General features: G+C 41.8%; 23 protein-coding genes and 1 pseudogene. 2 read left to right on the plus strand and 22 right to left on the minus strand.

From position 1 onward, the window contains the following. The 3 genes and pseudogenes from LI164_RS12610 to trxB all read right to left on the minus strand — a co-directional run. Nucleotides 1-73: pseudogene (locus LI164_RS12610) on the minus strand (glycine/sarcosine/betaine reductase complex selenoprotein A); the annotation flags it as partial. 70 nt (nt 74-143) lie between these two features. After that, a complete protein-coding gene (locus tag LI164_RS12615; RefSeq protein ID WP_005343166.1) occupies nt 144-461 on the minus strand; it encodes a co-chaperone YbbN in 318 nt (105 codons plus the stop codon). A 102-nt stretch (nt 462-563) separates the two neighbouring features. Then, nucleotides 564-1,502 (minus strand): thioredoxin-disulfide reductase, encoded by a 939-nt coding sequence (gene trxB, locus LI164_RS12620; protein WP_005333855.1) that lies wholly within the window; start codon nt 1,500-1,502, stop codon nt 564-566. Nucleotides 1,503-1,759: 257 nt separating this feature from the next. Here trxB and LI164_RS12625 point away from each other — a divergent pair, with 257 nt between their 5' ends. Then, entirely contained in the window at nt 1,760-2,410 is a 651-nt protein-coding gene (locus LI164_RS12625; protein ID WP_040015548.1) for a TetR/AcrR family transcriptional regulator, read from the plus strand. A 130-nt stretch (nt 2,411-2,540) separates the two neighbouring features. On the opposite strand, the gene LI164_RS12630 is transcribed toward LI164_RS12625, so the two are convergent. The 8 genes from LI164_RS12630 to ptsP (LI164_RS12665) form a co-directional block, all read right to left on the minus strand. Next, nucleotides 2,541-3,272 (minus strand): DUF975 family protein, encoded by a 732-nt coding sequence (locus tag LI164_RS12630; RefSeq protein WP_040015549.1) that lies wholly within the window; start codon nt 3,270-3,272, stop codon nt 2,541-2,543. A 13-nt stretch (nt 3,273-3,285) separates the two neighbouring features. Further along, nucleotides 3,286-5,142, minus strand: coding sequence for an ABC-F family ATP-binding cassette domain-containing protein (locus tag LI164_RS12635; RefSeq protein ID WP_005333858.1), 1,857 nt, complete (start codon nt 5,140-5,142; stop codon nt 3,286-3,288). A 172-nt stretch (nt 5,143-5,314) separates the two neighbouring features. Then, nucleotides 5,315-6,937 (minus strand): phosphoenolpyruvate--protein phosphotransferase, encoded by a 1,623-nt coding sequence (ptsP, locus tag LI164_RS12640; RefSeq protein WP_040015664.1) that lies wholly within the window; start codon nt 6,935-6,937, stop codon nt 5,315-5,317. 74 nt (nt 6,938-7,011) lie between these two features. Then, the gene (locus LI164_RS12645) at nt 7,012-7,269 is read right to left on the minus strand and encodes an HPr family phosphocarrier protein (protein ID WP_005333860.1); all 258 of its coding nucleotides are present in this window, start codon (nt 7,267-7,269) and stop codon (nt 7,012-7,014) included. A gap of 69 nt (nt 7,270-7,338) precedes the next feature. Beyond that, nucleotides 7,339-9,303 (minus strand): fructose-specific PTS transporter subunit EIIC, encoded by a 1,965-nt coding sequence (locus tag LI164_RS12650; protein WP_005333861.1) that lies wholly within the window; start codon nt 9,301-9,303, stop codon nt 7,339-7,341. An 11-nt stretch (nt 9,304-9,314) separates the two neighbouring features. Then, nucleotides 9,315-10,235: a 1-phosphofructokinase gene (gene pfkB, locus LI164_RS12655; RefSeq protein WP_005333862.1), complete on the minus strand. Its 921-nt coding sequence runs from the start codon at nt 10,233-10,235 to the stop codon at nt 9,315-9,317. Continuing rightward, nucleotides 10,236-10,982 carry a DeoR/GlpR family DNA-binding transcription regulator gene (locus tag LI164_RS12660; RefSeq protein WP_005333863.1) on the minus strand — a complete coding sequence of 249 codons (747 nt, stop codon included), beginning with the start codon at nt 10,980-10,982 and terminating at the stop codon, nt 10,236-10,238. Nucleotides 10,983-11,351: 369 nt separating this feature from the next. After that, nucleotides 11,352-12,977 (minus strand): phosphoenolpyruvate--protein phosphotransferase, encoded by a 1,626-nt coding sequence (gene ptsP, locus LI164_RS12665; protein WP_005333866.1) that lies wholly within the window; start codon nt 12,975-12,977, stop codon nt 11,352-11,354. Between the two features lie 245 nt (nt 12,978-13,222). Between ptsP (LI164_RS12665) and LI164_RS12670 the strand changes: the two genes are divergently transcribed. Next, nucleotides 13,223-13,420 (plus strand): cold-shock protein, encoded by a 198-nt coding sequence (locus LI164_RS12670; RefSeq protein WP_005333869.1) that lies wholly within the window; start codon nt 13,223-13,225, stop codon nt 13,418-13,420. A gap of 206 nt (nt 13,421-13,626) precedes the next feature. Here the strand turns inward: LI164_RS12670 and LI164_RS12675 are convergent, their stop codons facing one another. The 11 genes from LI164_RS12675 to LI164_RS12720 all read right to left on the minus strand — a co-directional run bounded on the left by LI164_RS12675 (nt 13,627) and on the right by LI164_RS12720 (nt 24,616). Continuing rightward, nucleotides 13,627-14,544 carry an AEC family transporter gene (locus tag LI164_RS12675; RefSeq protein WP_005333873.1) on the minus strand — a complete coding sequence of 306 codons (918 nt, stop codon included), beginning with the start codon at nt 14,542-14,544 and terminating at the stop codon, nt 13,627-13,629. A 167-nt stretch (nt 14,545-14,711) separates the two neighbouring features. Continuing rightward, complete coding sequence (locus LI164_RS12680; protein WP_022279028.1) at nt 14,712-15,155, minus strand: ACT domain protein; 444 nt, start codon at nt 15,153-15,155, stop codon at nt 14,712-14,714. Between the two features lie 16 nt (nt 15,156-15,171). Then, a complete protein-coding gene (locus LI164_RS12685) occupies nt 15,172-16,503 on the minus strand; it encodes a phenylacetate--CoA ligase family protein (protein WP_005333877.1) in 1,332 nt (443 codons plus the stop codon). Between the two features lie 32 nt (nt 16,504-16,535). After that, nucleotides 16,536-17,105, minus strand: coding sequence for an indolepyruvate oxidoreductase subunit beta (locus LI164_RS12690; protein WP_005333879.1), 570 nt, complete (start codon nt 17,103-17,105; stop codon nt 16,536-16,538). After that, nucleotides 17,105-18,859, minus strand: coding sequence for an indolepyruvate ferredoxin oxidoreductase subunit alpha (iorA, locus tag LI164_RS12695; protein WP_005333881.1), 1,755 nt, complete (start codon nt 18,857-18,859; stop codon nt 17,105-17,107). The genes LI164_RS12690 and iorA overlap by 1 nt, the downstream gene beginning before the upstream one ends. Before the next feature lie 116 nt (nt 18,860-18,975). After that, the gene (locus LI164_RS12700) at nt 18,976-20,223 is read right to left on the minus strand and encodes a DNA polymerase IV (RefSeq protein WP_005333883.1); all 1,248 of its coding nucleotides are present in this window, start codon (nt 20,221-20,223) and stop codon (nt 18,976-18,978) included. A 3-nt stretch (nt 20,224-20,226) separates the two neighbouring features. Continuing rightward, nucleotides 20,227-22,812: an ATP-dependent chaperone ClpB gene (gene clpB / locus LI164_RS12705; protein ID WP_005333884.1), complete on the minus strand. Its 2,586-nt coding sequence runs from the start codon at nt 22,810-22,812 to the stop codon at nt 20,227-20,229. 437 nt (nt 22,813-23,249) lie between these two features. Next, nucleotides 23,250-23,474 carry a tyrosine-type recombinase/integrase gene (locus LI164_RS12710; RefSeq protein ID WP_005333887.1) on the minus strand — a complete coding sequence of 75 codons (225 nt, stop codon included), beginning with the start codon at nt 23,472-23,474 and terminating at the stop codon, nt 23,250-23,252. A 133-nt stretch (nt 23,475-23,607) separates the two neighbouring features. Then, entirely contained in the window at nt 23,608-23,742 is a 135-nt protein-coding gene (locus LI164_RS15965) for a hypothetical protein (protein WP_255642446.1), read from the minus strand. Nucleotides 23,743-23,984: 242 nt separating this feature from the next. Continuing rightward, nucleotides 23,985-24,311, minus strand: coding sequence for a type II toxin-antitoxin system RelE/ParE family toxin (locus tag LI164_RS12715; protein WP_005333891.1), 327 nt, complete (start codon nt 24,309-24,311; stop codon nt 23,985-23,987). Next, complete coding sequence (locus tag LI164_RS12720) at nt 24,308-24,616, minus strand: type II toxin-antitoxin system RelB/DinJ family antitoxin (protein WP_028087852.1); 309 nt, start codon at nt 24,614-24,616, stop codon at nt 24,308-24,310. Before LI164_RS12720 ends, LI164_RS12715 begins: the two co-directional genes overlap by 4 nt. Nucleotides 24,617-24,657 lie beyond the last annotated feature (41 nt).

Here is a 24,657-nt window from a genome sequence, read left to right on the forward strand (position 1 = left end):
CTGCGATAGCTGGTCCCGGAATTCCATCACGGTCTCCGATAATTATTGCTTTTTTCCCTTCAAGAATAGCCATAATTATTCTTCTCCTTTCTCTTTATTAAATATTATTAAGGTGTATATGATAAAGAATTACCTCTAAAATCTTAGATGTATTTCTTGATCATCGCTTCGATTGTCTCCGGTGTACAATCATCCTTCACAAGCTCATCTACTTTCTCTCCATCTTTGTAGATAGCCATAACCGGAAGGCCAAGAATCTTCTGACCAATTGCCAGACGACGTGCTTTTGTTGTGTTAAGAGATGTAAATTTTAATTTGTCACCATATGTATCAGCGAACTCGTGTACCTTTGGCATAAGTGCTGCACACGGAACACATCCATCTCCAAAAAAGTCTACAAATACATAACCATCTGCCTCCAGAACCTCTGTCTGGAATGTATTCTTATCTACTTCTAACATTTTAAAAATCCTCCTGAATCGAACCATACTTTGCTTTGAACATTCTTCTATGGTTCTTTTATTACAAATAATTTCATTCAAGTAAGCCAACGGAATGCCTGATTAAGCCATGCTTCTTTCTACCTGAACTGCTGCGATTGCTCCGTCAGCGGCTGCTGTAACAACCTGTCTTAAGCTCTTCACACGCACATCACCGGCTGCGTATACACCCGGGATATTGGTGTGCATATCTGCATCTGTTGGGATGTATCCTCTCTCATCCATCTCGACGCTGCCTTTGAAGATGTCTGAATTAGGAATTGTGCCGATAAATCCGAATACTCCGAACATTCCATCGTCTTCATCTGCTTCAATCTTAGTAACTTCACCGGTTTTTACGTTCTTAACTGTCATCCAGGAAAGGATTCCATCTCCTCCAACTTCCTCAACAACTGTATCCCACATAAAGTGAAGTTTGTCGTTCTTGAAAGCTTTCTCCTGAATGGATTTCGCTGCACGTAACTCATCACGTCTGTGAATAATTGTAACTTTTCTTGCAAATTTTGTAAGATACATAGCTTCCTCAACCGCGGAATCTCCACCGCCAACTACATATACTTCAAAATCTTCAAAGAAGTTCGCGTCACAAGTTGCACAGTAAGAAACTCCTCTTCCAAGGAACTCTGCCTCGCCTTTGCAACCGATCGGTCTTGCATGAGCACCTGTAGCAATGATGATATTCTTTGCCTGGTACTCACCTTTCTCACCTTTGAGCACCTTTACCTCTCCCTCAAGTGATACTTCTTTAATTGTGTCAGATACTCGCTCAGCTCCGAACTTCTTAGCCTGCTCTGTCATACGTGCGATCAGAGACGGACCAGATTCTGGCTGATCCACAACCTGTCCTGGATAATTCTCAATCTCGTCTGTGATTGAGATCTGTCCACCGTCCTGTCCTTTCTCAACAATCAAAACAGACAGGCGGCTTCTGCCTGCATAGAGACCTGCTGCTAATCCTGCAGGACCTGCACCCAGAACAATTACGTCATAAATCTTGCTCATCTTTTTTATTCCTCTTTTCTCTTTTTACATGGTTCCCCTATAATAAGCGCGCTTGTACTTATTGCCATGCATTTATAGTAACAACACATTTTTCGCTTGTCAATATCTTTCAAATATTTTTCAATATGAATTTTTATTGGAAATTTTATTTATACAATTTTTTATATATTTCAATTTTTATTTTTCACTTATCATCAAAATATGCTATGATAGAGACATCGTTTAAAAAGATTTTTCAGGAAAAGGATTATATAATTATGGGCGGAAATAATAAAGAAGCATTACAGCGTGAGAATACGATTCGTTTCATCGAGGCCGCAGAAGAACTTATTGATGAACATGGCATTGATAACGTATCTGTTCGTAAGATTGCCGAGAAAGCCGGCTTTCATAATTCCACTATTTATCTCTATTTTAAAGATGTAAACGAATTGATTCTTCTCGCTTCCATGAAACATTTTAATGAATATAGCAAAGCGCTTGCAAGGCTGAGCAGTAAGAACTGGGATTCAACTGAGAATTTTTACTTTGTATGGAGATTCTTCGTAGAATCTATGTTAAAGAATCCGAAGATTTATTATAATTTTTTCTTCGGGAAACATGGACAGGATTTTGGCAGTCTGTTTAAGCGGTATTATGAATTATTTCCGGAGGAAGCTGACAAACTCTCACCGGACCTCATGGACATGTATTATGGAAAGAATATCCAGGAACGCTGCATGAAGCTTCTTCTCACGATCAAAGATAAGGATAACCAACTTACATCTAAGAATATCAATATGATCAACACTATCATTGTAGCCAGTGTCAAATATATACTGGAACAAAAATGTATGGAACCTGAGCTGGATTCCGATATGCTGACCCGTGATCTGATGAATATAATCGAATATACAATTTCCAAATAGTCACATCGGAAATACAATTTTCTATTATAAGAAAAAGCTGCTGTAAATTCATGACCTATGATATGCCATGAATTTACAGCAGCTTTTATTTTGTCTTCATTTTCACTGCGGATTCTTTTTCTGACCGCTGCTATCGAATGTATCCTTCATTATACGCCTGAACTTTATTAAATGCATATAATTCTGTATTTGTTGCATTTACATATGGTGTCACATAGAATACACCTGCGATTCCACACGTAATACCTGCCACGAGCGCCCAGCCAATAAATGAAAGGTCCAATATAAATGTCTCCATCTTCTGTCCATTCATCATTCGCTTGCTGATTTCAAATACCTGTTTAGAATCCATACCCGGATTTTCAGCCAGTATATATGGAACCATCCGATATTCATAGGATTTGATAATTCCAGGCACCACCAATAACAATGACCACAATGCTATATACAAATCATAAAAAAACATGGTCTTTACAACATTTCCGTAATGTCCGGACTTGAATCCATCTAATAGATTTCCAAATGTTCCTGTCATGGTACGATTTTTAATAAAGAAACTGCATCCGCCAATTTTAAATACATTTCCTGCAAAAATCGTAAATGCAACAGCTGCAAGTATTACGATCAGCGTAACTGCCACCACGACCATAGAAATCATAAAACCTCTGGCAGAATCTCCATAATAATAATCACTTCCATAATGATGATAAGAAACACTGGTGTTGTTTCCTCCGATTCTTCCGATAACAGAACTGCCGCCTCCGGTCAGCGCTGCAAGTACAAGTGACACACCAACACAAGTCCAGTAATTTCTTTTAAATATTTCTTTTGCATTACGTTTCAATAGTTCCCTTGTCCACATATCTGTTCCTCCTTTATTCACCATTCAAGATTCGTTCATTCAGATCATTCAGATAAACCCATCGGTCCATCTTCTCTTCCAACGCTTTTTCTGTCTCGTCTTTCTTCACCATAAGCTCACCAAGTTTCACAGAATTCGTTGCACTTTTCATCATCTCGCTATCTAGATCTGCAATCTTTTGTTCCAGTACTTCAATTTCTTCATCAATTGTATCAAACTCGCGCTGTTCTTTAAAGGAAAACTTCAGCTTTTTCTCTCTACGTTTCCATGCGTCCTGCGAATTTGCAGAATTATTTTCATTTTCATCTGATTCTGAATTATCTTTTCCACTTGAAGCGTTCTGTGCTTTCAGACTGGCAGAAGCATTCCCGCTTTCCGGACTTTCCAGTTCTTTGCGGATCAGGTAATCTGAATATCCTCCTTCAAACTGACGGATCACTCCATTTCCTTCGAAAGAAAAAATGCGGTTCACAGTACGATCCAGGAAATAACGGTCATGGGATACGATGATAATGATTCCATCAAATCGATCCAGATAATCTTCCAGAATGGTCAGTGTCTGAATATCCAGGTCATTGGTCGGCTCATCCAGGATCAAAACATTCGGCGAACTCATCAACACACGCAGAAGAAACAGTCTTCTCCGCTCACCACCAGATAATTTTTCAATAGGTGACCACTGCATTGCCCCATCAAACAAGAAATTTTCAAGCATCTGGGAAGCTGTGATCCTGCCATCTGAAGTCTGGATATACTCTCCTACTTCCTTAACATAATCGATGACACGCATCTTACCATCCATCTCTTCATTTTCCTGCGAGAAATACCCCATGCGGATCGTCTGGCCAATTTCTATCGTGCCGACATCCGGTTTCACATTTCCATAAATCATCTTCAAAAGTGTGGACTTTCCACAACCATTCGGTCCGATAATTCCAATCCTGTCATTTTTCAGGAAAATATACTCATAATTATCAATCAGTTTTTTATCCCCATAGGATTTGCACAGTCCGGACACTTCAATCGTCTTATTTCCCATTCGGGATGCCACCGAATCCATAGCAACACGGCGTTCTTCCTGGATATCTTTCATCTCCTGCATGGCTTTGATCCTGTCAATGTGCGCTTTCTGCTTTGTACTTCTCGCTCTCGCACCGCGGCTCAGCCACTCAAGCTCTGTACGCAACAGACTCTTTCGTTTTCTCTGAGTAGCAAGTGCCATATTCTGGCGTTCCTCTTTGAGTTTTACAAACTCCGAATAACTTCCCGGGTAATTATAAAGATTTCCATGATCTACCTCCACGATCCGATTTGCAACGCGGTCCAGAAAATAACGGTCATGCGTCACCATGAGAATTGCTCCCCTAAACCTGATCAGATACTCCTCCAGCCACTCAGACATCGCGTTGTCCAAATGGTTCGTCGGCTCGTCCAGTACCAAAATATCTGCCGGTGTCAAAAGAGCGTTCACAAGTGCCACTCTTTTCTTCTGTCCTCCGGACATATGCGACATCTTTTCTTCATAGTCTGAAAACCCAAGCTGATTCAGCATAGATTTTGCCTCTGCTTCCATCGTCCACTGATCTGTATCACTGATGATTCCACGCACTGCTGCCTGAAGTACCGTCTCTTCCTCTCCAAACACCGGTGTCTGTGGCAGATAACATATCTTTACCGTATTTCCCATACTGAGCTTTCCGGAATCGTATTCCTCCACACCAGCCACAATTTTCAAAAGTGTAGATTTTCCCATACCATTGATTCCGATGACTCCGATTTTTTCATTCTCATTTATTCCAAAAGCCACATCATCTAAAAGCACACGGTCTGTATATGCTTTTGTGACGTGTTCCATCGTCAGTAAATTCATATTGTTTCATACTCCTTCGCTTTCTTCGCGTTTTATCATTATACTACAGAAATATAAAAGATACCAGTAGCAAAAGGCAGAAGTACACTGCATAAAAAGGCGAAAAAAAGACTACTATTTTACGAATTGGGGGTTCGTAAAATAGCAGTCTTTCATTTTACATATCCTATTTCTACTCTGCTTCCCGGATTTTCTGTCTGACTTTCAAAACCATTCCCGGAGCTACTGATAATTCATCAATACCCATTTTCAAAAATGTCTCTGTCAGAGTCACATCTGCTCCGAGTTCTCCGCAGATACCGATCCATTTTCCTTCTGCATGAGCGCTCTCTGCTGCCATACGGATCATAGCAAGTACTGCCGGGTGATGAGAATCATAAAAATCCTCCAGCTTCTGATTCTGCCTGTCAATAGCCAGTGTATACTGTGTCAGATCATTTGTTCCGACACTGAAGAAATCAACTTCTTTCGCCAGTTCACGGCTTACCATAACTGCTGCCGGTGTCTCAATCATAATTCCAAGTTCTACATCTTCCCGAAAAGCTGCTCCTTCTGTGCGAAGTTCTGCTTTGACTTCCTCGACGATTTCTTTGATTTTCTTTACTTCTGCTACCGAAATAATCATCGGGAACATAATAGATATCTGTCCATAAGCGGATGCACGATAGAGCGCACGAAGCTGTGTTTTAAAAATCTCAGGTCTTGTCAGGCAAATTCGGATTGCACGATATCCAAGTGCCGGATTATCCTCTTTATCAAGTTTAAAATAATCTACCTGCTTGTCAGCTCCGATATCTAAAGTACGGATAATGACCTTTTTCCCGGCCATCGTTTCAGCAACCTTTTTGTATACTGCAAACTGCTGCTCTTCTGTCGGATAAGTATCACTTTCCAAATATAAAAATTCACTTCGGAATAATCCGATACCGCCGGCATCATTCTTAAGGACTGCTCCTACATCTGCCAGGTTTCCAATATTGGCGTAGACATTCACTTTCTGGCCACTCTTTGTCACATTCTCTTTGCCTTTGAGCTGATTCAGAAGTTCTTTCTGTTCCTGATCTTTCTTCTGCTTTTTCTGCATGGAAGCCATAGTCTCTTCATCCGGATCAATATAGACTTTTCCATCTACTCCATCTACAATTGCGACCTTACCATCATATTCTTCTTTCAATGCTTCACCAAGACCGATCACTGCCGGAATATTCATGGTTCTTGCAAGAATCGCCGTATGAGAATTAGCAGAGCCATACATGGTCACGAAGGACAACACCTTCTCTTTGTCAAGCTGAACAGTTTCACTTGGCACCAGATCATCTGCTGCAATGATCACAGGTTCATCCATCACCATAACAGTTTCATTCTGACTGGATAATGCCTGAAGGAGCCGCTCTGAGACATCTCTGACATCTGCTGCTCTTCCCTGCATATAAGCATCGTCCATAGCTTCAAAAATTGCTGCAAAGTTGTCCGCTGTCGCACCGATTGCATATTCTGCATTCACATCCTGGGTGCGAATAATATTTTCAATTGACTCTACATAGTCCGGATCCTCCAGCATTAACTGATGCGCCTCAAAAATCATGGCATTTGCCTCTCCCACATCTTCCAATGCTTTCTCATATAATCCTTTTAACAGTTCTAACGTCTTTGCTTTTGCATTCCGAAAGCGTTCTACTTCCGCCTCCACATCTTCCACACGGGTTCTCTTTATCGTAATCTCATTTCTCTTATAGAACTGGATTTTGCCAATTGCAACCCCGCCAAATACACTTTTACCTTCTAAAGTAATCATCATGATCCGACTCTCCTGTTTTCAAGATTCTCTTAATAATCCATTCCTCTGTGCTTTCCAAAAAGAAATGCTTCTTACAGGTTCTCTTTTAAAAATGTTTCAAGCTCTGCTGCTGCGATTTCTTCATCTTCACCATCTACAGTTACTGTAATCTCTGCTCCCTTTTTAGCGCCGAGTCCCATAACACCAAGAACTCCTTTTGCATTCACTTTTTTTCCTTCTGCCTCAATGTTAATATCGGACTTAAATCCTGCCGCTTTCTTTACTAACATAGTTGCTGGTCTTGCATGGATTCCTTCTGCGTCTGTAATTACATATTTAAATTCTTTCATCGTTTTAATCTCCTTTTCTCATTTTTGACTCAATTATACTTAATACCTTTTTTACTAACAACAATTCATTTATTTTTCTGTATTTAATGGTTTTTTCAGAAGTACGATTCCTGCCATTGTGATGACTGCTCCGATAACAAGTGCCACAAGGAACATCGGTGCATTTTCAATAATACCGATTACAAACAGTCCACCGTGAGGTGCTCTGGATCCACAACCAAATGCCATGGATAATGCTCCTGCTACTGCTGAGCCAACGACACAAGGTGGAATGATGCGGAGTGGATCAGATGCCGCAAACGGAATCGCTCCCTCTGTAATAAATGACATTCCCATAATGAAGTTCGTGACCGTTGTCTGCTGTTCGCTCTTTGTAAAACGATTCTTAAAAAACAGTGTTGAAAGTGCAATTCCGATTGGAGGTGTCATACCGCCGATCATAACTGCTGCCATAATATCTATCTGTCCGCTGGCGATTGCCGCTGTACCAAATACATAAGCTGCTTTGTTAAATGGACCTCCGAAGTCGATAGACATCATACCTCCAAGTACTGCACCAAGAAGAATTTTACTGGACTCTCCCATACTTGCAAGGCAGTTATTCAGCCATGTGTTAAATGCTCCGATTGGTGGATTTACGAGGAAGATCATAATCACACCCATCAGTAAAATTCCAAAGAATGGATATAACAGTACCGGTTTTGTTCCTTCTAATGATTTTGGAAGTTTCTCAAGCAACTTCTTTAACAGTAACATCAGATATCCAGCTACAAATCCGGCAATCAGTGCTCCAAAGAATCCTGATGAAACCCACTGTTCTTCCGGAAGGAAAATGGAAGTTCCTGCTTTTGCAAGAAGTCCACCGACGATACCAGGCATGAGTGCCGGTCTGTCTCCGATCGCCATGGCAATGTATCCTGCCAGAATCGGGAACATCATACCAAATGCTGTATTCCCTACTTTGTTAAAGAATGCTGCCAATGGTGTTCCACTACCAAAGCTTGAAGTTCCTGCATTCGCTCCATCTACAAGGAAGGATAATGCAATCAAAATTCCTCCACCAATGACAAATGGAAGCATGTGGGATACTCCGTTCATCAGACTCTTATAAATCTTACGGCCCAGGCTCTCATCTGCTACTTGGCCCTCTTCATCTTCACCGCCTGCGTGGTGGTATATCTTTACATTTCCACTGGTGGCTTCATTAAGAAGTTCCTCAGCCTTGCTGATTCCATTTGCCACCTTTGTCATGATGACTGGTTTGCCATCGAATCTTGCCATCTTTACATCTTTATCTGCTGCAATAATAATACAATCACAAGCTTCTATTTCCTGAGCTGTCAGCACATTTTTCGCACCACCGGAACCATTGGTCTCAACTTTAATCGTGATGCCCATTTCTTTCGCTTTATTTTCCAGACTTTCTGCCGCCATGTAAGTATGTGCGATTCCAGTCGGACATGCGGTAACTGCCAGCACCCGATATCCTGACTTTTCCGGCACTGTATGCATTACCTGCGTTTCATCTGATGTATTTTCTGAGCTTTTTTCTTCCGTCTCATACTCTTCCGGGAATCTCTTTCTCTCTGTCTCATCAATACATTTGAAAAATGCGTCTACATTTTCCGCTTCCATAAGTCCGGTTCTGAAATCCGGATCCATAAGAAGCATGGACAGACGGCTTAACACTTCCAGATGCACATTGTCTTCTGTATCCGGTGCCGCAATCAGGAAAATGAGCTTCGCCGGCTCTCCATCCAGTGAATCATAATCTACCCCGTCTTTTACGACCATAGCTGCAAGTCCCGGTGCTTTTACTGCCGCTGTCTTGGCATGTGGAATCGCAATTCCTTCTCCGATTCCTGTTGTACTTTCCTCTTCTCTTGCAAATACGCCTTTCTTATAGGCTTCCACGTCTGCCAGGTTCCCTCCGGCAGCCATAAGTGCGACCATCTTCTCGATCGCCTCCGGCTTTGATGTAACTTTGCCGTTCAGTTCTACACTTTCCCGCTTTAACAGATCTACAATCTTCATTCTTTTTCCTCCTACAATCCGTATAATTCAGGTTCCTTCTCCAACAGTTTCACTACATCTTCTTTTTCTGCCAGCCAATACTCAAATGCGCTGGCACTTCCAGTTGCAATTCCAAGTTCAAATGCTTTCTCGTAATCTCCGGTATTGAGATAACCGGTGACAAATCCTGCTACCATGGAATCTCCCGCTCCGACGGAATTAAGAACCTCTCCCTTCGGTGGTCTACCCTGGTAAACTTTTCCATGTTCATCTAAAAGAATGGCTCCATCGCCTGCCATGGAAATCAATACATTTCTTGCACCCATTTCTTTTAATTTTCCTGCATATTCGATGATTTCTTCATCTGTTTCAAGCTGAACCCCGAACATATCTCCCAACTCATGGTTGTTCGGCTTAATAAGAAATGGATGGTATTTCAGGACATTCATCAAGAGATCTTTTGTTGCGTCTACCACGATCCTGATCCCACGTCCATCAAGTCTTGCCATGATGCGTTCGTAAATGTCTTCCGGCAAGGTATTCGGAATACTTCCCGCAAGAACAAGTACATCTCCTTTGGTCAGTGCATCCAGTTTTTCGTAAAGCTTTCCGATGGCCTCTTCACTGATCCTTGGTCCCTGACCGTTGATTTCCGTCTCTTCACCGGCGTTGATTTTTACATTGATTCTGGTAAATCCGTTATCCAACTGGATAAAATCGGTATAACAGCCAAAATCGTCCAACATCTTCTCCAATGCCTCTCCGGTAAATCCTGATACAAATCCGAGTGCTTTACTCTTATGTCCCAGATTTGAAAGTACCACGGAAACATTATTCCCCTTACCTCCGGGGTAAATGTTTTCTCTCGTTGTCCGGTTGATTTTTCCAGGTTCCAATTTTTCCGCCCCGATGACATAATCCAGAGACGGGTTAAATGTCACTGTGTAAATCATCTACTTAACCTCCACGATATTTTTATATTTTTTATAAGAAGAATCTTTAAGCTCTGTTGTAAGAATCTCAGATTCTTTCATATCAGAAAATGTAATTGATGTTACCTGACCGATTTTGCTTGAATCTGCCAGTACAAAGCACTGTGCACACCGCTCCATCGCTTTTTTCTTGACCAGCGCTTCCTCACTGTCTGGTGTGGTAAGCCCCCTCTGTGGGTGAACTCCATTCGTTCCAAAAAATCCTTTTGTGAAATTGTACCGGTTCAGACTCTCCAATGCTTCCGCACCGACGATTGCCTCCGTCACACCTTTTAATTTTCCACCGATCAAAAGAACTTCATACCCCTTTTTCAAAAGCTTCTGCGCATGCCCGATCGCATTCGTCACAAAAACAGCTGACTCTTCATTCAATTCGTCAATCAGAAGATCTACACTACTTCCAGCGTCCAGATATACAAAATCATCTGCCTCTATCAGTTCAGCTGCATATGCTGCGATTTTATGTTTTTCTTCTGTATTCCGGTCTCGTCTGACCGACAATTCTTCATCTCTTGTCCTCACGGAAGTGCCAACAGTTGTCGCTCCACCGTGAACCTTGATAAGAGTTCCACGCTTGTGAAGTTCTGTCAGATCTCTCCGCACCGTAGATTCTGACGTATTCAAAAGATCTGTCAGCTCTTGTACTGTCACAGTACCATGGCTTTCCACATATTTCTGAATTTCCCGGAATCTTTCTTCCGCCAGCATCAAATCACCTCTCAGTCATTTTCAATCAACTTCGTTCATCTTTAATCACATAATATAATCATTTTCGGTCAGAGTCAATCATTTTCAGTCAAAATAATAGCCAAAAAATCATGTAGATTTTTTTGCAGATTGCACAATTAGGGATTAGTAGGATTGTCATAATATACCCGCTCTCTGCCTTACATTCCATAGCGGTTTATGATGATAACGCAAAATTCCTGCAGTGATGTGACTGACACACGACGGAAGTGAGCCGCTTATCATCGTGGAAGCCTATGCTGAACACGATGATAGTTTTTGTGGCTCACTGTAGTGTTCCGTGTGTGGAACATCAATGCAGGAATTTTGCGTATATTATTATAAATCTAACTACTGTATCTCTCGGATCTTCTTTCTAAGTCCAAGTACCTGGTGTGGCGCTACGGACAGTTCGTCAATTCCAATCTGTACGAAGAATTCTGTCATGCTCAGATCTGCTGCCAAATCTCCACAGATGCTGATTCTTTTTCCTTCCAGATGTACATTGTTGGCTACGATTCGGATCATCTTCATCAAAGCCGGGTGGTATGGGTTATAATACTTGTCCAGTTTTGGATTTTCACGATCCATGCCAAGTGTAAGCTGCAACAGATCATTCGTTCCGATACTGAAGAAATCTACTTCTCTTGCCAGTTCTCCACTGATCATGACTGCTGCCGGAGTCTCGATCATGACTCCAATTTCAATATTCTCATTATAAGCAGTCTTTTCATCTTTCAATTGCTTCTTTGCCTTTTCAAGCAGGGCTTTTGCCGCTGCCACTTCCTCCATGGATGTAACCATCGGAAACATAATAGATACATTTCCAAGTGCAGAAGCTCTGAGAATCGCGCGAAACTGTGGAAGGAACAATTCTTCTTTTTCCATCATAATACGTATTCCACGCAACCCAATCGCCGGATTTGCCTGTTCTCCAAGATCTACACTTTCTACCATCTTGTCACCGCCAAAATCTGCGATTCGGACAACAACACGGTTGGCTCCCATAGACTCTGCTGCCAGTTTATAAACTTGAAAGAGCTGCTCTTCGGAAGGCAGTTTGCTTCCCATTTCCATATACAGAAATTCGCTCCGGAATAATCCAATTCCACCGGCATCACTTCTTAAAACATTTTCAATATCTTCTCTTGTGCCTACATTGGCACAGATATCAATTCTCTGACCACTCTGGGTAATGTTCTCCTTACCTTTCAGACGTTCCAGATTCCTGACATGTCTCAGATTCGCATCCTTGCGTTCCCGCATCTTCGTTAGAGTTGCATAGTCAGGCTCAATATAAATCTTTCCTTCATAACCATCTATAATAATTGTCTTTCCGTCATATTCTTCTTTCAGAGATTCTCCAAGACCGATGACCGCCGGAATTCCTTTCGTTCTGGCCAGAACGGCAGTATGTGAATTAATTGTTCCGTACATAGTCACAAACCCCAGTACCTTTGCCTTATCGAACTGAAGCGCTTCACTTGGATATATATCTCTCGCAGCCATGACAAACGGCTCATCTGTCAGCATACGATCCTTCCAGCTTCGGGACAAGATGCGGATCACACGAATTGCCACGTCTCTGACATCTTCTTCTTTTCCCTGAATTGGATTATTCTGCTGATGACTACTGATACGGATCAACTGTTCTACAGATGTCTGAACAATATACTCTGCATTGAGTTTTTCTTCCAGGATCCGCTTCATGATAAAATCTGTATATTCCTGATTCTCCAGGAGTTCCTTTTGCATCTCAAAGATTGCTGCATTTGCCTCACCGACTTCGCGCACAGAAAGATCATAGACAAGTTCCAATTCAGCAATTGCTTTTTCTCTTGCTTTCTTATAGCGCTGAATCTCCTTCTCTACATCTTTTACATAGATTCTTTTAATCTCTTTGATATCTCTTTTATAAAATGTTAATTTCCCGATTGCAATGCCTTCGGATATCTTTTTTCCTGTCAGTGTAATCATTCTTCTACAAAACCCCTGCTCATTATTATAAAGTAAAAATCATTTTAATACTCTATTCTACTTTACACGTCCGTGAACCATTCGTCAAGCAAATGGTTTCCGTATCTGACGAATTCCTTACATTTTTATGTTCTTTTTTGGTAAAAACATTACAAATATTCCATATTTTATTGACTTTTTTATTGATACATGCTAATGTGATAAAGCATTCTTAGTTATTTTTAATTTTTAGGGAGGTACTATCAATGAAAGGTACAGTTAAATGGTTTAACAACCAAAAAGGTTACGGTTTTATTTCTGATGAGTCCGGAAACGATGTTTTCGTACACTACTCAGGACTGAACATGGAAGGATTCAAGTCTCTTGAGGAAGGACAGGAAGTAGAATTCGACGTTACTGAGGGAGCTAAAGGACCTCAGGCTGTTAACGTAACTAAGCTTTAATCATGAATGATTTAATCATATTTTAGATGATGTACCTTTTATAATATATAAAAAGCAACTTTTATAGCATTTTGATATTTAAAAGACATACACATGAAATGAGATTAAGACAGCAATGACGAGAAAAATACCAGGCCTTAGGCCTGGTATTTTTATTAAACCATAAAACATATATCTAAAAAATCTGGTATATATGTCTGTCCTACCTATACAGCAATATGAAATACGATTTCAGATACAATTGGCATCGTTACAACGGACAAGATTGTAGTCAGCGCCACGCCTTTTGCTGCCAGTTCATAATCCCCTCCATACTGCTGAGACAGCATTGCACACATGCTCGCTGCCGGTGTTGCCATCATGACCAGAAATACTTCGCAGATCAACCGATTATCTATTACCTGACATACAAGAAGCATTGCAGCAACAGGGACAGCCAGTAATTTAATTAATGCAAATTTCAACAGTTTTACATCTGTGAACAAATCTTTCAATTCCATTGCAGCGATAGAAATACCAATCACCAGCATACTAAGCGGACCTGTCAGATTACTGAGTCCTGCTGAGAGAGAACAGATCATTTTCGGAACCGGGATCTGCATAAAAAACAAAACAATCGAAATAATCCCACTTATGGTTCCTATATTTATAATTCTTTTCCAATTTCCCTTTTCACCACCCCCACAGAGCGTCTGGATTCCCCATGTATAGCAGAGAATATTGAACATGATAGAAAACGGAACTGCATAGATCAGTGCTCCATTTCCATATGCTGCAGCAATCACCGGAAAGCCCATAAATCCAATATTATTAAAGGTAGTCATCATTTTATATACACCAATGTCTGACTTTTGTACACCAATCAGTCTTGGCAGGATCTGCGCAAGAATTAAAAAAAACGCATAAAAACATATTGCAAGCAATACAGTTACATAAAAATCTTTTTTCGCGATCTGTTCCTCATTGTTCACCACTGCTGATATTGCCAACATTGGATTCGCAACATTTACTACAAGCCAGGATAATTTCTTTCCAAATTCCTGATCAAAATATTCCTTTTTACATGCTACATACCCAATCATCATATAGACGAACAAAATCCCCATCTGCTGTAATAATACCATCTTTCATTCCTTTCTATTTTCCTCGTCCTCTTTTCAAATCTAAGATCTATTATATCATGAGAAAAAAACACCTCTGCACTTTTTACGATGCAGAGGCGTCACTTAAAAGGCTCCTTTGAACCTTTGACCGCATGCTTAATACTTAAAAGCATCCACGAACATATACATTAGCGATTTGCCTGGTATGCCTCATCGGCTGTGTATACGTCAAATCCGCTTCCTTTTAAGATATCAATCACTCTCGCAGGATCATCACTCTTTAAAACGGCTGCAGCGTCTGCACCATTTGCAAATGCGTACATATATTCCACGTTGATCTCACCTTCCACGATCTGATGCATCGCTTTGCTCAGTGAACCGGTCGCATGAGGTACGCGAAGAGCCACGACATCTGTCAGCATAGCTGTGATCCCAGCGTCCTTAAGTGCAGCTTTTCCCTTGTGTGGGTCTGATACGATCATACGGAGCATTCCATAATCAGAAGTATCTGCCAGGCTTAATGCCACGATATTTACATCATTTTCAGCCAGTATCTTAAGCACAGTGTCCAAACGTCCCTCTCTGTTTTCCAAAAATACAGATAACTGCTGAATTGTATTACTGATTCCCATAATCCAATCCTCCTTCCTACATGTCACGATTGTCGATGACACGTTTTGCTTTACCTTCACTTCTTTGAATTGTTTTAGGCTCTACCAGTTTTACATTAACTGCTACACCAAGTGCCTGCTTCAAAGTTGCTGCTACACGGTTACGAAGTCCGTCCAGCTTACGGATCTCATCTGAGAAGTACTTCTCATCAACCTCTACCTCTACAGTCAATACGTCCAGATTGTTCTCACGGTCAACGATCATCATATAGTGTGGTGCAACTCCGCCACCCATTGACAGAAGTGCAGTCTCGACCTGAGTTGGGAATACATTCACACCACGGATGACTTTCATATCATCAGTACGTCCTGTAAATTTATGGATTCTCGGAAGTGTTCTTCCACACTCACATTTTGAATGATCAATACTTGTCAGGTCTTTTGTTCTGTAACGCAAAAGCGGCATACCTTCTTTTACAAGCGTTGTAAATACAAGCTCACCCGTCTCTCCATCTTTACATGGTGTATGATCTGTAGGATTTAAGACTTCCGGATAGAAATAATCCTCTTGCACATGCATACCTTTGTGATGAATGCAGTCAAGTGCAACACCCGGTCCTGTAATCTCACAAAGTCCATAAATATCAAAACTGTTGACATTAAGAAGTTCCTCAATCTTACGGCGCATCTCATCTGTCCAAGGCTCTGCTCCATTGATACCAACCTTTAACTGCAGACGATCAACCACTCCTGCCTCTTTTGCAGCCTCACCAAGATAAAGGGCATAAGATGGCGTACATGCAAATGCTGTGGCTCCAAAATCTTCCATACACATGAGCTGTCTCTTTGTATTACCTGCAGACATCGGGATTGCCATTGCGCCAAGCTTTCTGGCTCCGAAGTCAAGCCCGAGTCCACCTGTGAAAAGTCCATATCCGTAACAGATATGGATACGGTCTGCTGCATTAAGTCCTGCCATTGTAAGTCCTCTGGCAACACACTCTCCCCATACATCTACATCTTTTTCTGTATAAGAGGCCAGTGTCAGTTTCCCGGTCGTTCCTGATGTTCCCTGTACACGGACGATTTTCTCCTGCGGAACTGCCAGAAGTCCGAATGGATAATTGGCTCTTAAGTCTTCTTTTGTTGTAAATGGAAGCTTACCGATATCTTCGATTCCTTTGATATCTCCCGGCTCCACTCCCATATCATCCATTTTCTTGCGGTAAAATGCTACATTTTCATAAACATTCTTTACCTGGCGTACCAGACGCTCACTCTGAAGGGCAGTCATCTCATCGCGGCTCATACACTCAATCTTCGGGTCACGGATCTGTTCCTGCCAATCTTCCAATGCTACTCTTGCCATTGCTTTCTTGCCTCTCTTTTCTGATAGTATTATTATAATTGATATCCTACATCAAATGCTTTTTTATTGATGTCGATCGTCTTTGGAGGTACTGTTTTTTCAATTACTTCATACCACTGCTCTTTTGTAAAATCCATATGCTGTGCTGCGATTCCAAGCACGATTAAGTTAAATACCCTGGAATTTCCAAGCTTTTTCGCTTCTTCCGTTGCATTTACCGTATAGACTTTGTGATCTTTTTTCAGATTCTCCAAAATATTCTCCGGATATTCAGCCGCTCCGATCACAACCGGCATCGGGTCGATTCTCCAATCATTGACGATCAATGCACCGTCTTTTTTGAGAAAATGTGCATATCTTAAGGCTTCCAGCTTCTCAAATGCGATGATAACGTCTGCCTGTCCTTCCTCTACGATTGGCTCTGCTACCTTTTCACCGTAACGCACATATGTAACAACGCTTCCACCTCTCTGAGCCATTCCGTGCACCTCAGAAAGCTTAACATCATATCCTCCAGCAAGTGCCAGTCCTCCGAGAATACGGCTTGTAAGGAGTGTTCCCTGGCCGCCGACACCTACGATCATAATATTCTTAGTAGCCATTATTTGTCACCCTCCCTTACTAATTTGATAGCGTCAAATTTACACAGACTCTTGCAAAGTCCGCATCCGGTACACATGGTATCATCAATATGGATCGTCTTATCTTTATTTCTTGTCATAGCCGGACAGCCCGGTTTCATACACATACCACATTTCTTACATTTATCTGGTTCTTCTGCGTAAAGCGGTTTTTTCTTTTTACTCAAAAGTACACATGGTGTTTTTGTAATAATAACAGAAACTTCATCTTTTGCCACTTCTTCTTTGATGACTTTCTCCAGACGCTCAATGTCAAATGCGTTGACCTCGATGACATTTTTCACACCGATTGCGCGGCATAATGCCGGAATGTCAATGGCATAAGTCGGATCTCCCTGCAGTGTCTTACCAGTTGCAGCGTGATCCTGATGTCCTGTCATACCTGTCGTAGAGTTATCAAGTATCATCACTGTTCCGGTTGCCTTATTGTACATCATATTCATAAGAGAGTTCACACCTGTATGAAGGAATGTGGAATCTCCGATTACTGCTACCCAGTTCTTAATATATTCTTTGCCTTTTGCTTTCTCCATTCCATGAAGACTGGAAATACTTGCACCCATACAGATCGTTGTATCGACAACACTAAGTGGTGCCACTGCACCAAGTGTATAACAGCCGATGTCTCCTGCCGCATGCATTTTTAACTTATTCAGTACATAATACACGCTTCTGTGTGGACAGCCTGGACATAAGATTGGAGGTCTTCCAGGTGCGGCTGCCGGTGCATCAAGCTTTAATTCCTCCCCAAGAATTGCTTCTCTTAGCATATTCGCACTGTACTCGCCCTGAACCGTGAAGATTTCTTTTCCAGTTGCCTTGATTCCCCAGGATTTCACCTGTTCTTCAATAACCGGATCCAATTCTTCTACAATATAAAGCTTCTCTACTTTAGAAGCAAAATCTTCAATCAATTTTCTTGGAAGCGGATTCACCATTCCAAGCTTCAGTACGGAAGCATTCGGGAGTGCCTCTTTTACATACTGATATGGAATACCACTTGTGATCACACCAATCTTTGTATCGTTCATCTCTACACGGTTGATTGGGAGTGTATTGGCTGCCTCCGCAAGCTCCAGGTTGCGTTTCTCAATCTCCACATGGCGGAGTTTTGCATTTCCCGGCATCATAACTGTCTTGCGGATATTTTTTTCATATGGCTTATCCGGAATCTCTTCACGGTCACATAACTCTACCAGTCCCTGTGAATGTGCCAGTCTTGTCGTTGTGCGAAATACAAATGGACGATCAAACTTTTCACTCAGATCAAATGCAATCTTCATAAATTCTTTTGCCTCAGAACTGTCGGAAGGTTCCAGTACCGGAAGCTGTGCAGCTCTTGCGACCATTCTTGTATCCTGCTCATTCTGAGAGCTGTAAAGTCCCGGATCGTCTGCTACGACAATGACAAGTCCTCCATTGACTCCCATATAAGATACGGTATAAGCCGGGTCTGCTGCCACGTTAAATCCTACATGTTTCATACAGGACATAGCCCGGACACCTGCGACAGATGCTCCAATCGCAACTTCTGTTGCGACCTTCTCATTCGGAGACCATTCACAGTAAAGATCGTCTTTGTATTTGACCAGATTCTCGCTGATCTCAGTACTCGGTGTTCCAGGATATGCGGCAGATACTTTCACGCCCGCCTCATATGCTCCTCGGGCAATCGCCTCGTTACCGAGCATAATCACTTTTTTTGCTTCTGACATTTTCCTTATTCCTCCTTCGAATATCGGGGCACTTTTAGAGTGCGCTCTATAAACGTAATCTTGTTTACTATTCTAGCGTTTTTATATAGGAATGTCAATTTTACTAATCAGCTTTTTCACATCTTTTCCCCTTTTTCCGGCTTTTTCAAAAAGCTGGCACGCACAACTGCATCTTTGCCGAATTTTTTACGGATTTCATCCAGTGCCTGATCTAATTTTTCATGTTTCTGGCTATTTTCAAAGCTTTTGACTTCTTCAGAAATGTTTTCTCTGCTATGGAAATTCAGATCAAAGAGACTCAATTGTTGTGGTTCCCCCTCCTGCGACAGCTTGGAAGTCCGGATTCCGAGCAGGCGGATTGGTTTTCCATTCCACATTTCACAAAATAATTCCACTGCAGTCTGATAAATGACCTGATCACTTGCCGTCATTCTTTCAAGCTGTTTTTGATGTGAATTCACGGTAAAATCTGCATACTTGATTTCCACATTGACCACACCTGCATGATATCCGTGTTTTCTCAGACGTCCTCCCACACTTTGGGCTAGAGAAAGTAAGACTTTCTGCGCGTCTTCTTTTGTTGACACATCTTTGGATAAAGTAGTCGAATTTCCGACTCCTTTTACCTCAGCTTTTTCCGGTTCTACAATAGAGTCATCCATTCCATTGGCAAACTCCCACAGACGCCTTCCATGGCTTTTCAAATGCAATTCTATCAGCTTTGGATCAGCCTTTGCCAGATCACCAATCGTCTGAATCTCCAATTTTCTCAATGTCTCCACACTGGAATGCCCTGCCATAAAAAGATCTGAAATTGGAAGCGGCCACATTTTTTCCTGAATTTCTTTCCTGAAAAGTGTATGAACACGATCCGGCTTTTCAAAGTCCGATGCCATCTTCGCCAACACTTTCACGTCTGAGAGTCCGATATTAACTGTGAATCCAAACCGTTTTTTTACTTCGTCTTTGATCTCAAATGCAGCTTCCACAGGTGACGCAAATCGTCCTGAAATTCCCGTAAAATCCATGTAACATTCATCGACACTGACCTGCTCGATATCCGGAGTATAAGAACGCAAAAAAGCCATAAGCTCCCTGCTGTGCTTATGGTACATTTCATGATCCGGTGCTTCCATGTGAAGATTCGGACACTTACGAAAGGCATTCGCAACCGGTTCCCCGGTACGAATGCCATACTTCTTCGCCGGGACAGATTTTGCCAGCACAATACCGTGGCGGGATTTTTGATCCCCGCCAATAATGGCCGGTATTGTACGGATATCTGTCCTGGCTCCATTCTTTAGTTGTTCTACTGCTGTCCAGCTAAGATAAGCTGAATTTACATCTATATGAAAGATTATCACCGTTTATGACCTGCTCCTTGCGACCAGCTTGCCATTCTCCACATCAATCACAATTGTATCTCCGGTGCCGATATCTCCCTGAAGCATCAGTTTTGCAGCTAATGTCTCTACATTTTTCTGCAGATAACGTTTCAAAGGTCTTGCACCATAATTCGGATCATATCCTCCATCCACAATCATTTTCTTTGCTTCTTCTGTAAGCTTGATCTGAATTTCCCGATCAGCCAGACGTTTATTCACATCTGCTACCAGTAAATCAATAATGTCATAAATATTGTCTTTCGTCAATGGTTTGAACATAATCGTCTCGTCCAGACGGTTCAGGAACTCTGGGCGGAAATGTGCACGAAGATCATTCATAACCATAGTCTGGCTCTCCTCACTGATGTTGCCATGGTCATCCATGCCATCAAGCAGATACTGAGAACCAATATTGGAAGTCATAATAAGAATCGTGTTCTTAAAGTCTACCGTACGTCCCTGTGAATCCGTGATACGTCCATCATCCAATACTTGTAACAGGACATTGAACACATCCGGGTGGGCTTTCTCAATCTCATCAAAAAGTACAACGGAGTAAGGTTTTCTTCTGACTGCCTCAGTAAGCTGACCACCTTCATCATATCCTACATATCCCGGAGGAGCTCCGATCAGTCTGGATACGGAGTATTTCTCCATGTACTCACTCATATCAATACGCACCATATTATTCTCATCATCAAACAGACTTGCTGCCAGTGCTTTTGCAAGCTCGGTCTTACCAACTCCGGTAGGTCCAAGGAAAAGGAATGAACCAATCGGTTTTGTCGGATCTTTGATTCCGGCTTTAGAACGAATGATTGCCTCTGTCACAAGTTCAACACCTTCATCCTGACCAATGACTCTCTTGTGAAGTTCATCTGCCAGATGCAATGTCTTATTACGTTCGCTCTCATTCAGCTTTGCAACCGGAATTCCAGTCCACCGTGACACAATACGGGCAATCTCCTCATCTGTAACACTTTCATGTACCAGTGAAAGATCTTCATCTTTGACTTTTTCTTCCTCCTGCTCTAACTGCTTCTGCAATTGTGGCAATTTACCATATTGCAATTCAGCTGCTTTATCAAGATCATAAGAATGCTGTGCTTTTTCAATGTCTTTATTTACCTGCTCAATCTCTTCACGAAGTCTCTGAACTCTCTCAACTCCTACTTTTTCATTATCCCACTGAGCTTTCTTGCCTGCAAATTCTGCACGCAGTTCTGCCAGTTCTTGTTGCAGATGCTCCAAACGTTCTTTACTAAGTCGGTCTTCTTCTTTCTTTAAAGCAGTCTCTTCAATCTCTAACTGCATAATCTTACGGTTCAACTCATCCAGCTCCGTCGGCATAGAGTCCAGCTCTGTCTTAATCAGTGCACATGCCTCGTCAACCAGATCGATTGCTTTATCCGGAAGGAAACGGTCGGAAATGTAACGGTCTGACAACGTTGCTGCCGCTACCAATGCGCCGTCTGTAATCTTAACACCATGGAATACTTCATACCGCTCTTTCAGTCCACGAAGGATAGAAATTGCATCTTCTACAGTTGGTTCTTCTACCATAACCGGCTGGAAACGACGTTCCAGTGCCGCATCTTTTTCAATGTACTGTCGATACTCATCCAGTGTTGTTGCACCGATACAGTGAAGTTCTCCTCTTGCAAGCATGGGCTTTAACATATTGCCTGCATCCATAGCACCATCTGTCTTACCGGCGCCGACAATCGTATGCAACTCATCAATAAAGAGGATAATCTTACCGTCACTGTTCTTCACTTCCTCAAGCACTGCTTTCAGACGTTCCTCAAATTCACCACGATACTTGGCTCCTGCTACCAGTGCTCCCATATCCAGTGAAAATATCGTCTTATCTTTCAGTCCTTCCGGCACATCACCACGCACAATACGCTGTGCAAGTCCTTCTACAACTGCTGTCTTACCAACACCAGGTTCACCGATCAGAACCGGATTGTTCTTCGTCTTACGGGACAAGATACGGATAACATTCCGAATTTCAGAATCACGACCAATGACTGGATCCAGTTTCTGCTCTCTTGCACGCTCCACAAGATCTGATCCATATTTGTTCAAGGTATCATAAGTAGCTTCCGGATTATCACTGGTCACTCGCTGATTACCCCTGACACTGGAAAGTGCCTGTAAAAATCCATCTCGACTGATTCCAAGCTCCCTTAGGATACTCTTCATCTCTTTACCAGCATACTTTATCATAGCAAGAAACAGATGCTCTACTGATACATACTCATCGCCCATCTGCCTTGCTTCATCTTCCGCATGTACAAGAACATTGTTCAGTGCCTGTCCGACATACTGCTGACCTCCCTGCACTTTCGGAAGTTTTCTTAAGGACTCTTCCACACGGTTAATGACCATGTTCTTATCCAGTCCCATCTTTTCCATTAACTTTGCGATCAGGCTGTCATCCTGTGTAAGAAGTGCATATAGCAAATGTTCCTGCGCAAGCTCCTGATTACCATAATCCATAGCGATCTTCTCACAATTCTGAACTGCCTGTAATGAATTCTGTGTAAACTTATTTATGTTCATAGAGACAACCTCCTTTGTTTATCTGTTCTATTTACGATATAACAATATCACAGGTTGTTAGCACAGTCAAGAGGTGAGTGCTAATTTTCCACAAAAAATTTGTGAACGCTGCGAGCCATGCAAAATGGTGAAAATAAACGCCCTGCAAGTTTACTTGCAAAGGCGTCTATTTTCGCTATTTTATAGGGCGACAACCCGACAGCGAGGGAATTCTTTCCCGAGCTGTGCATAGCGTAACATTCTCTTTCGCACTCGATTTTCTTGATTTGACCACATTTTTACGACAAATCTTTTGGAAAATATATTCGTCTGATTTTCTTACCACATTTTACGACAACGGCTTCTGTTTTATATCACAGCAGGTACGGTTTCTGGCAGGTTCATTTTAGACATCTCGTTCTCCACATGAGACTTCTCTGCAATATGATTGTAGACATTCATTGTGATCTGTGCATCTGAATGTTCTTCGCTCTGCTACGGTCGGTGCTAAACGGATCTCCACCGGACATCCAACGCTCCATCACATACTGCATAACTTTGGGATTGACATTGTTCTCACCCAGTCTGGTACATCCCGTATGACGAAGGGTATGCGGTGAACTAGGAGGCATCAGGTTCAGCTCTCTCTGTTTACGGAACGCAGCATATACCATCCGTGTCATAGGAATGTCTCTGATTCCTGCATCATTGGAAGATGAGGCTTATACACATTACTCTGCTCCACAAACTTCAGAAGTTTTTCCTGCTGTTCCAGCGTCAGTGCTTCTTTCTCCTTTGCCGGAGTCCCATAATCTCCTAGTGTGCCAGTCCTTCATCTGACAATGTGGAAAAGAACATCCTTACGTGAGATGTCTTAAAATCCACAACATGAATGTTTCCCAAAGTATTTCGTATCCGGTAGTCCCACATACGGATATAATTCTTTTTCATTTCTCTTTCCTTTTCAAACCAGCCCTGCCTTGTGGCAGAAGCTCCGACTCGTAACAACTAAATTGACACAATCAGCTTAATCTGCGAATCAGTTTCAGGATTCTGTCTGCACAAAGACGGATTTTGTCGTTTCAATCAATACGCTACATTCTTCCATCGTAATTCAGTCCTTTCTTTTTAATTTTGAATATGAAAAAAGCAGTCGATCATAAATGAAAGACTGCTTTAAATCATATTCTTTATTACTTTGTATGGAGATTTAACTGATTGTCTATGTCCCGTCCGGCATACATTACTCTAAGTATTGTTACAACTTTTTTATCGTTGTCTGGAATATAAAGTACCACATAATTATCTACTGGCAATACACGAAGCCCACGGCTTTTCCACGGTTCTTTTTCATATTTTCGATAACGCTCTGGCATCGTATCCAAACTTAATATCTGTTCTTCCAGACGGTCAAGCTGTCCGATTGCATTTTCCGGCGATTGTAATTCAAAAGCAATATATTCAAAAATCCCTCTCAAATCACTGTCAGCCTGTTCGGATACTTCTACTTCATATATCATAAGCCATAATCCTTGCGAATGTCAGCAAAGGCTTTCTTCGCATTTTTTGTCCGTCCAGCCTGCATATCCGCATATCCTTTCTCCAATTCTTCATTGAACTCTGCTTCTGATAATGTGCTGATATCAACAGGTCTGGCAGATGGTATTTTTACTTCAAACGGAAGTCCTCTCTGTAAGATAATCTGTTTATAAAACATATTGATAGCACTGGAAGCAGGGATACCAAGTGTAGACAGGATACTTTCTGCTTTTTCTTTGACATCTGGTTCAATCCTTGCATATAAATTTGCTGATTTTGTAGCCATATAAAACATCTCCTTTCGTGAGTAGTGTTTCCATCTATCTT

This window comes from Dorea sp. 210702-DFI.3.125 (genome assembly GCF_020560945.1).
Taxonomy (GTDB): Bacteria; Bacillota; Clostridia; order Lachnospirales; family Lachnospiraceae; genus Dorea; species Dorea formicigenerans.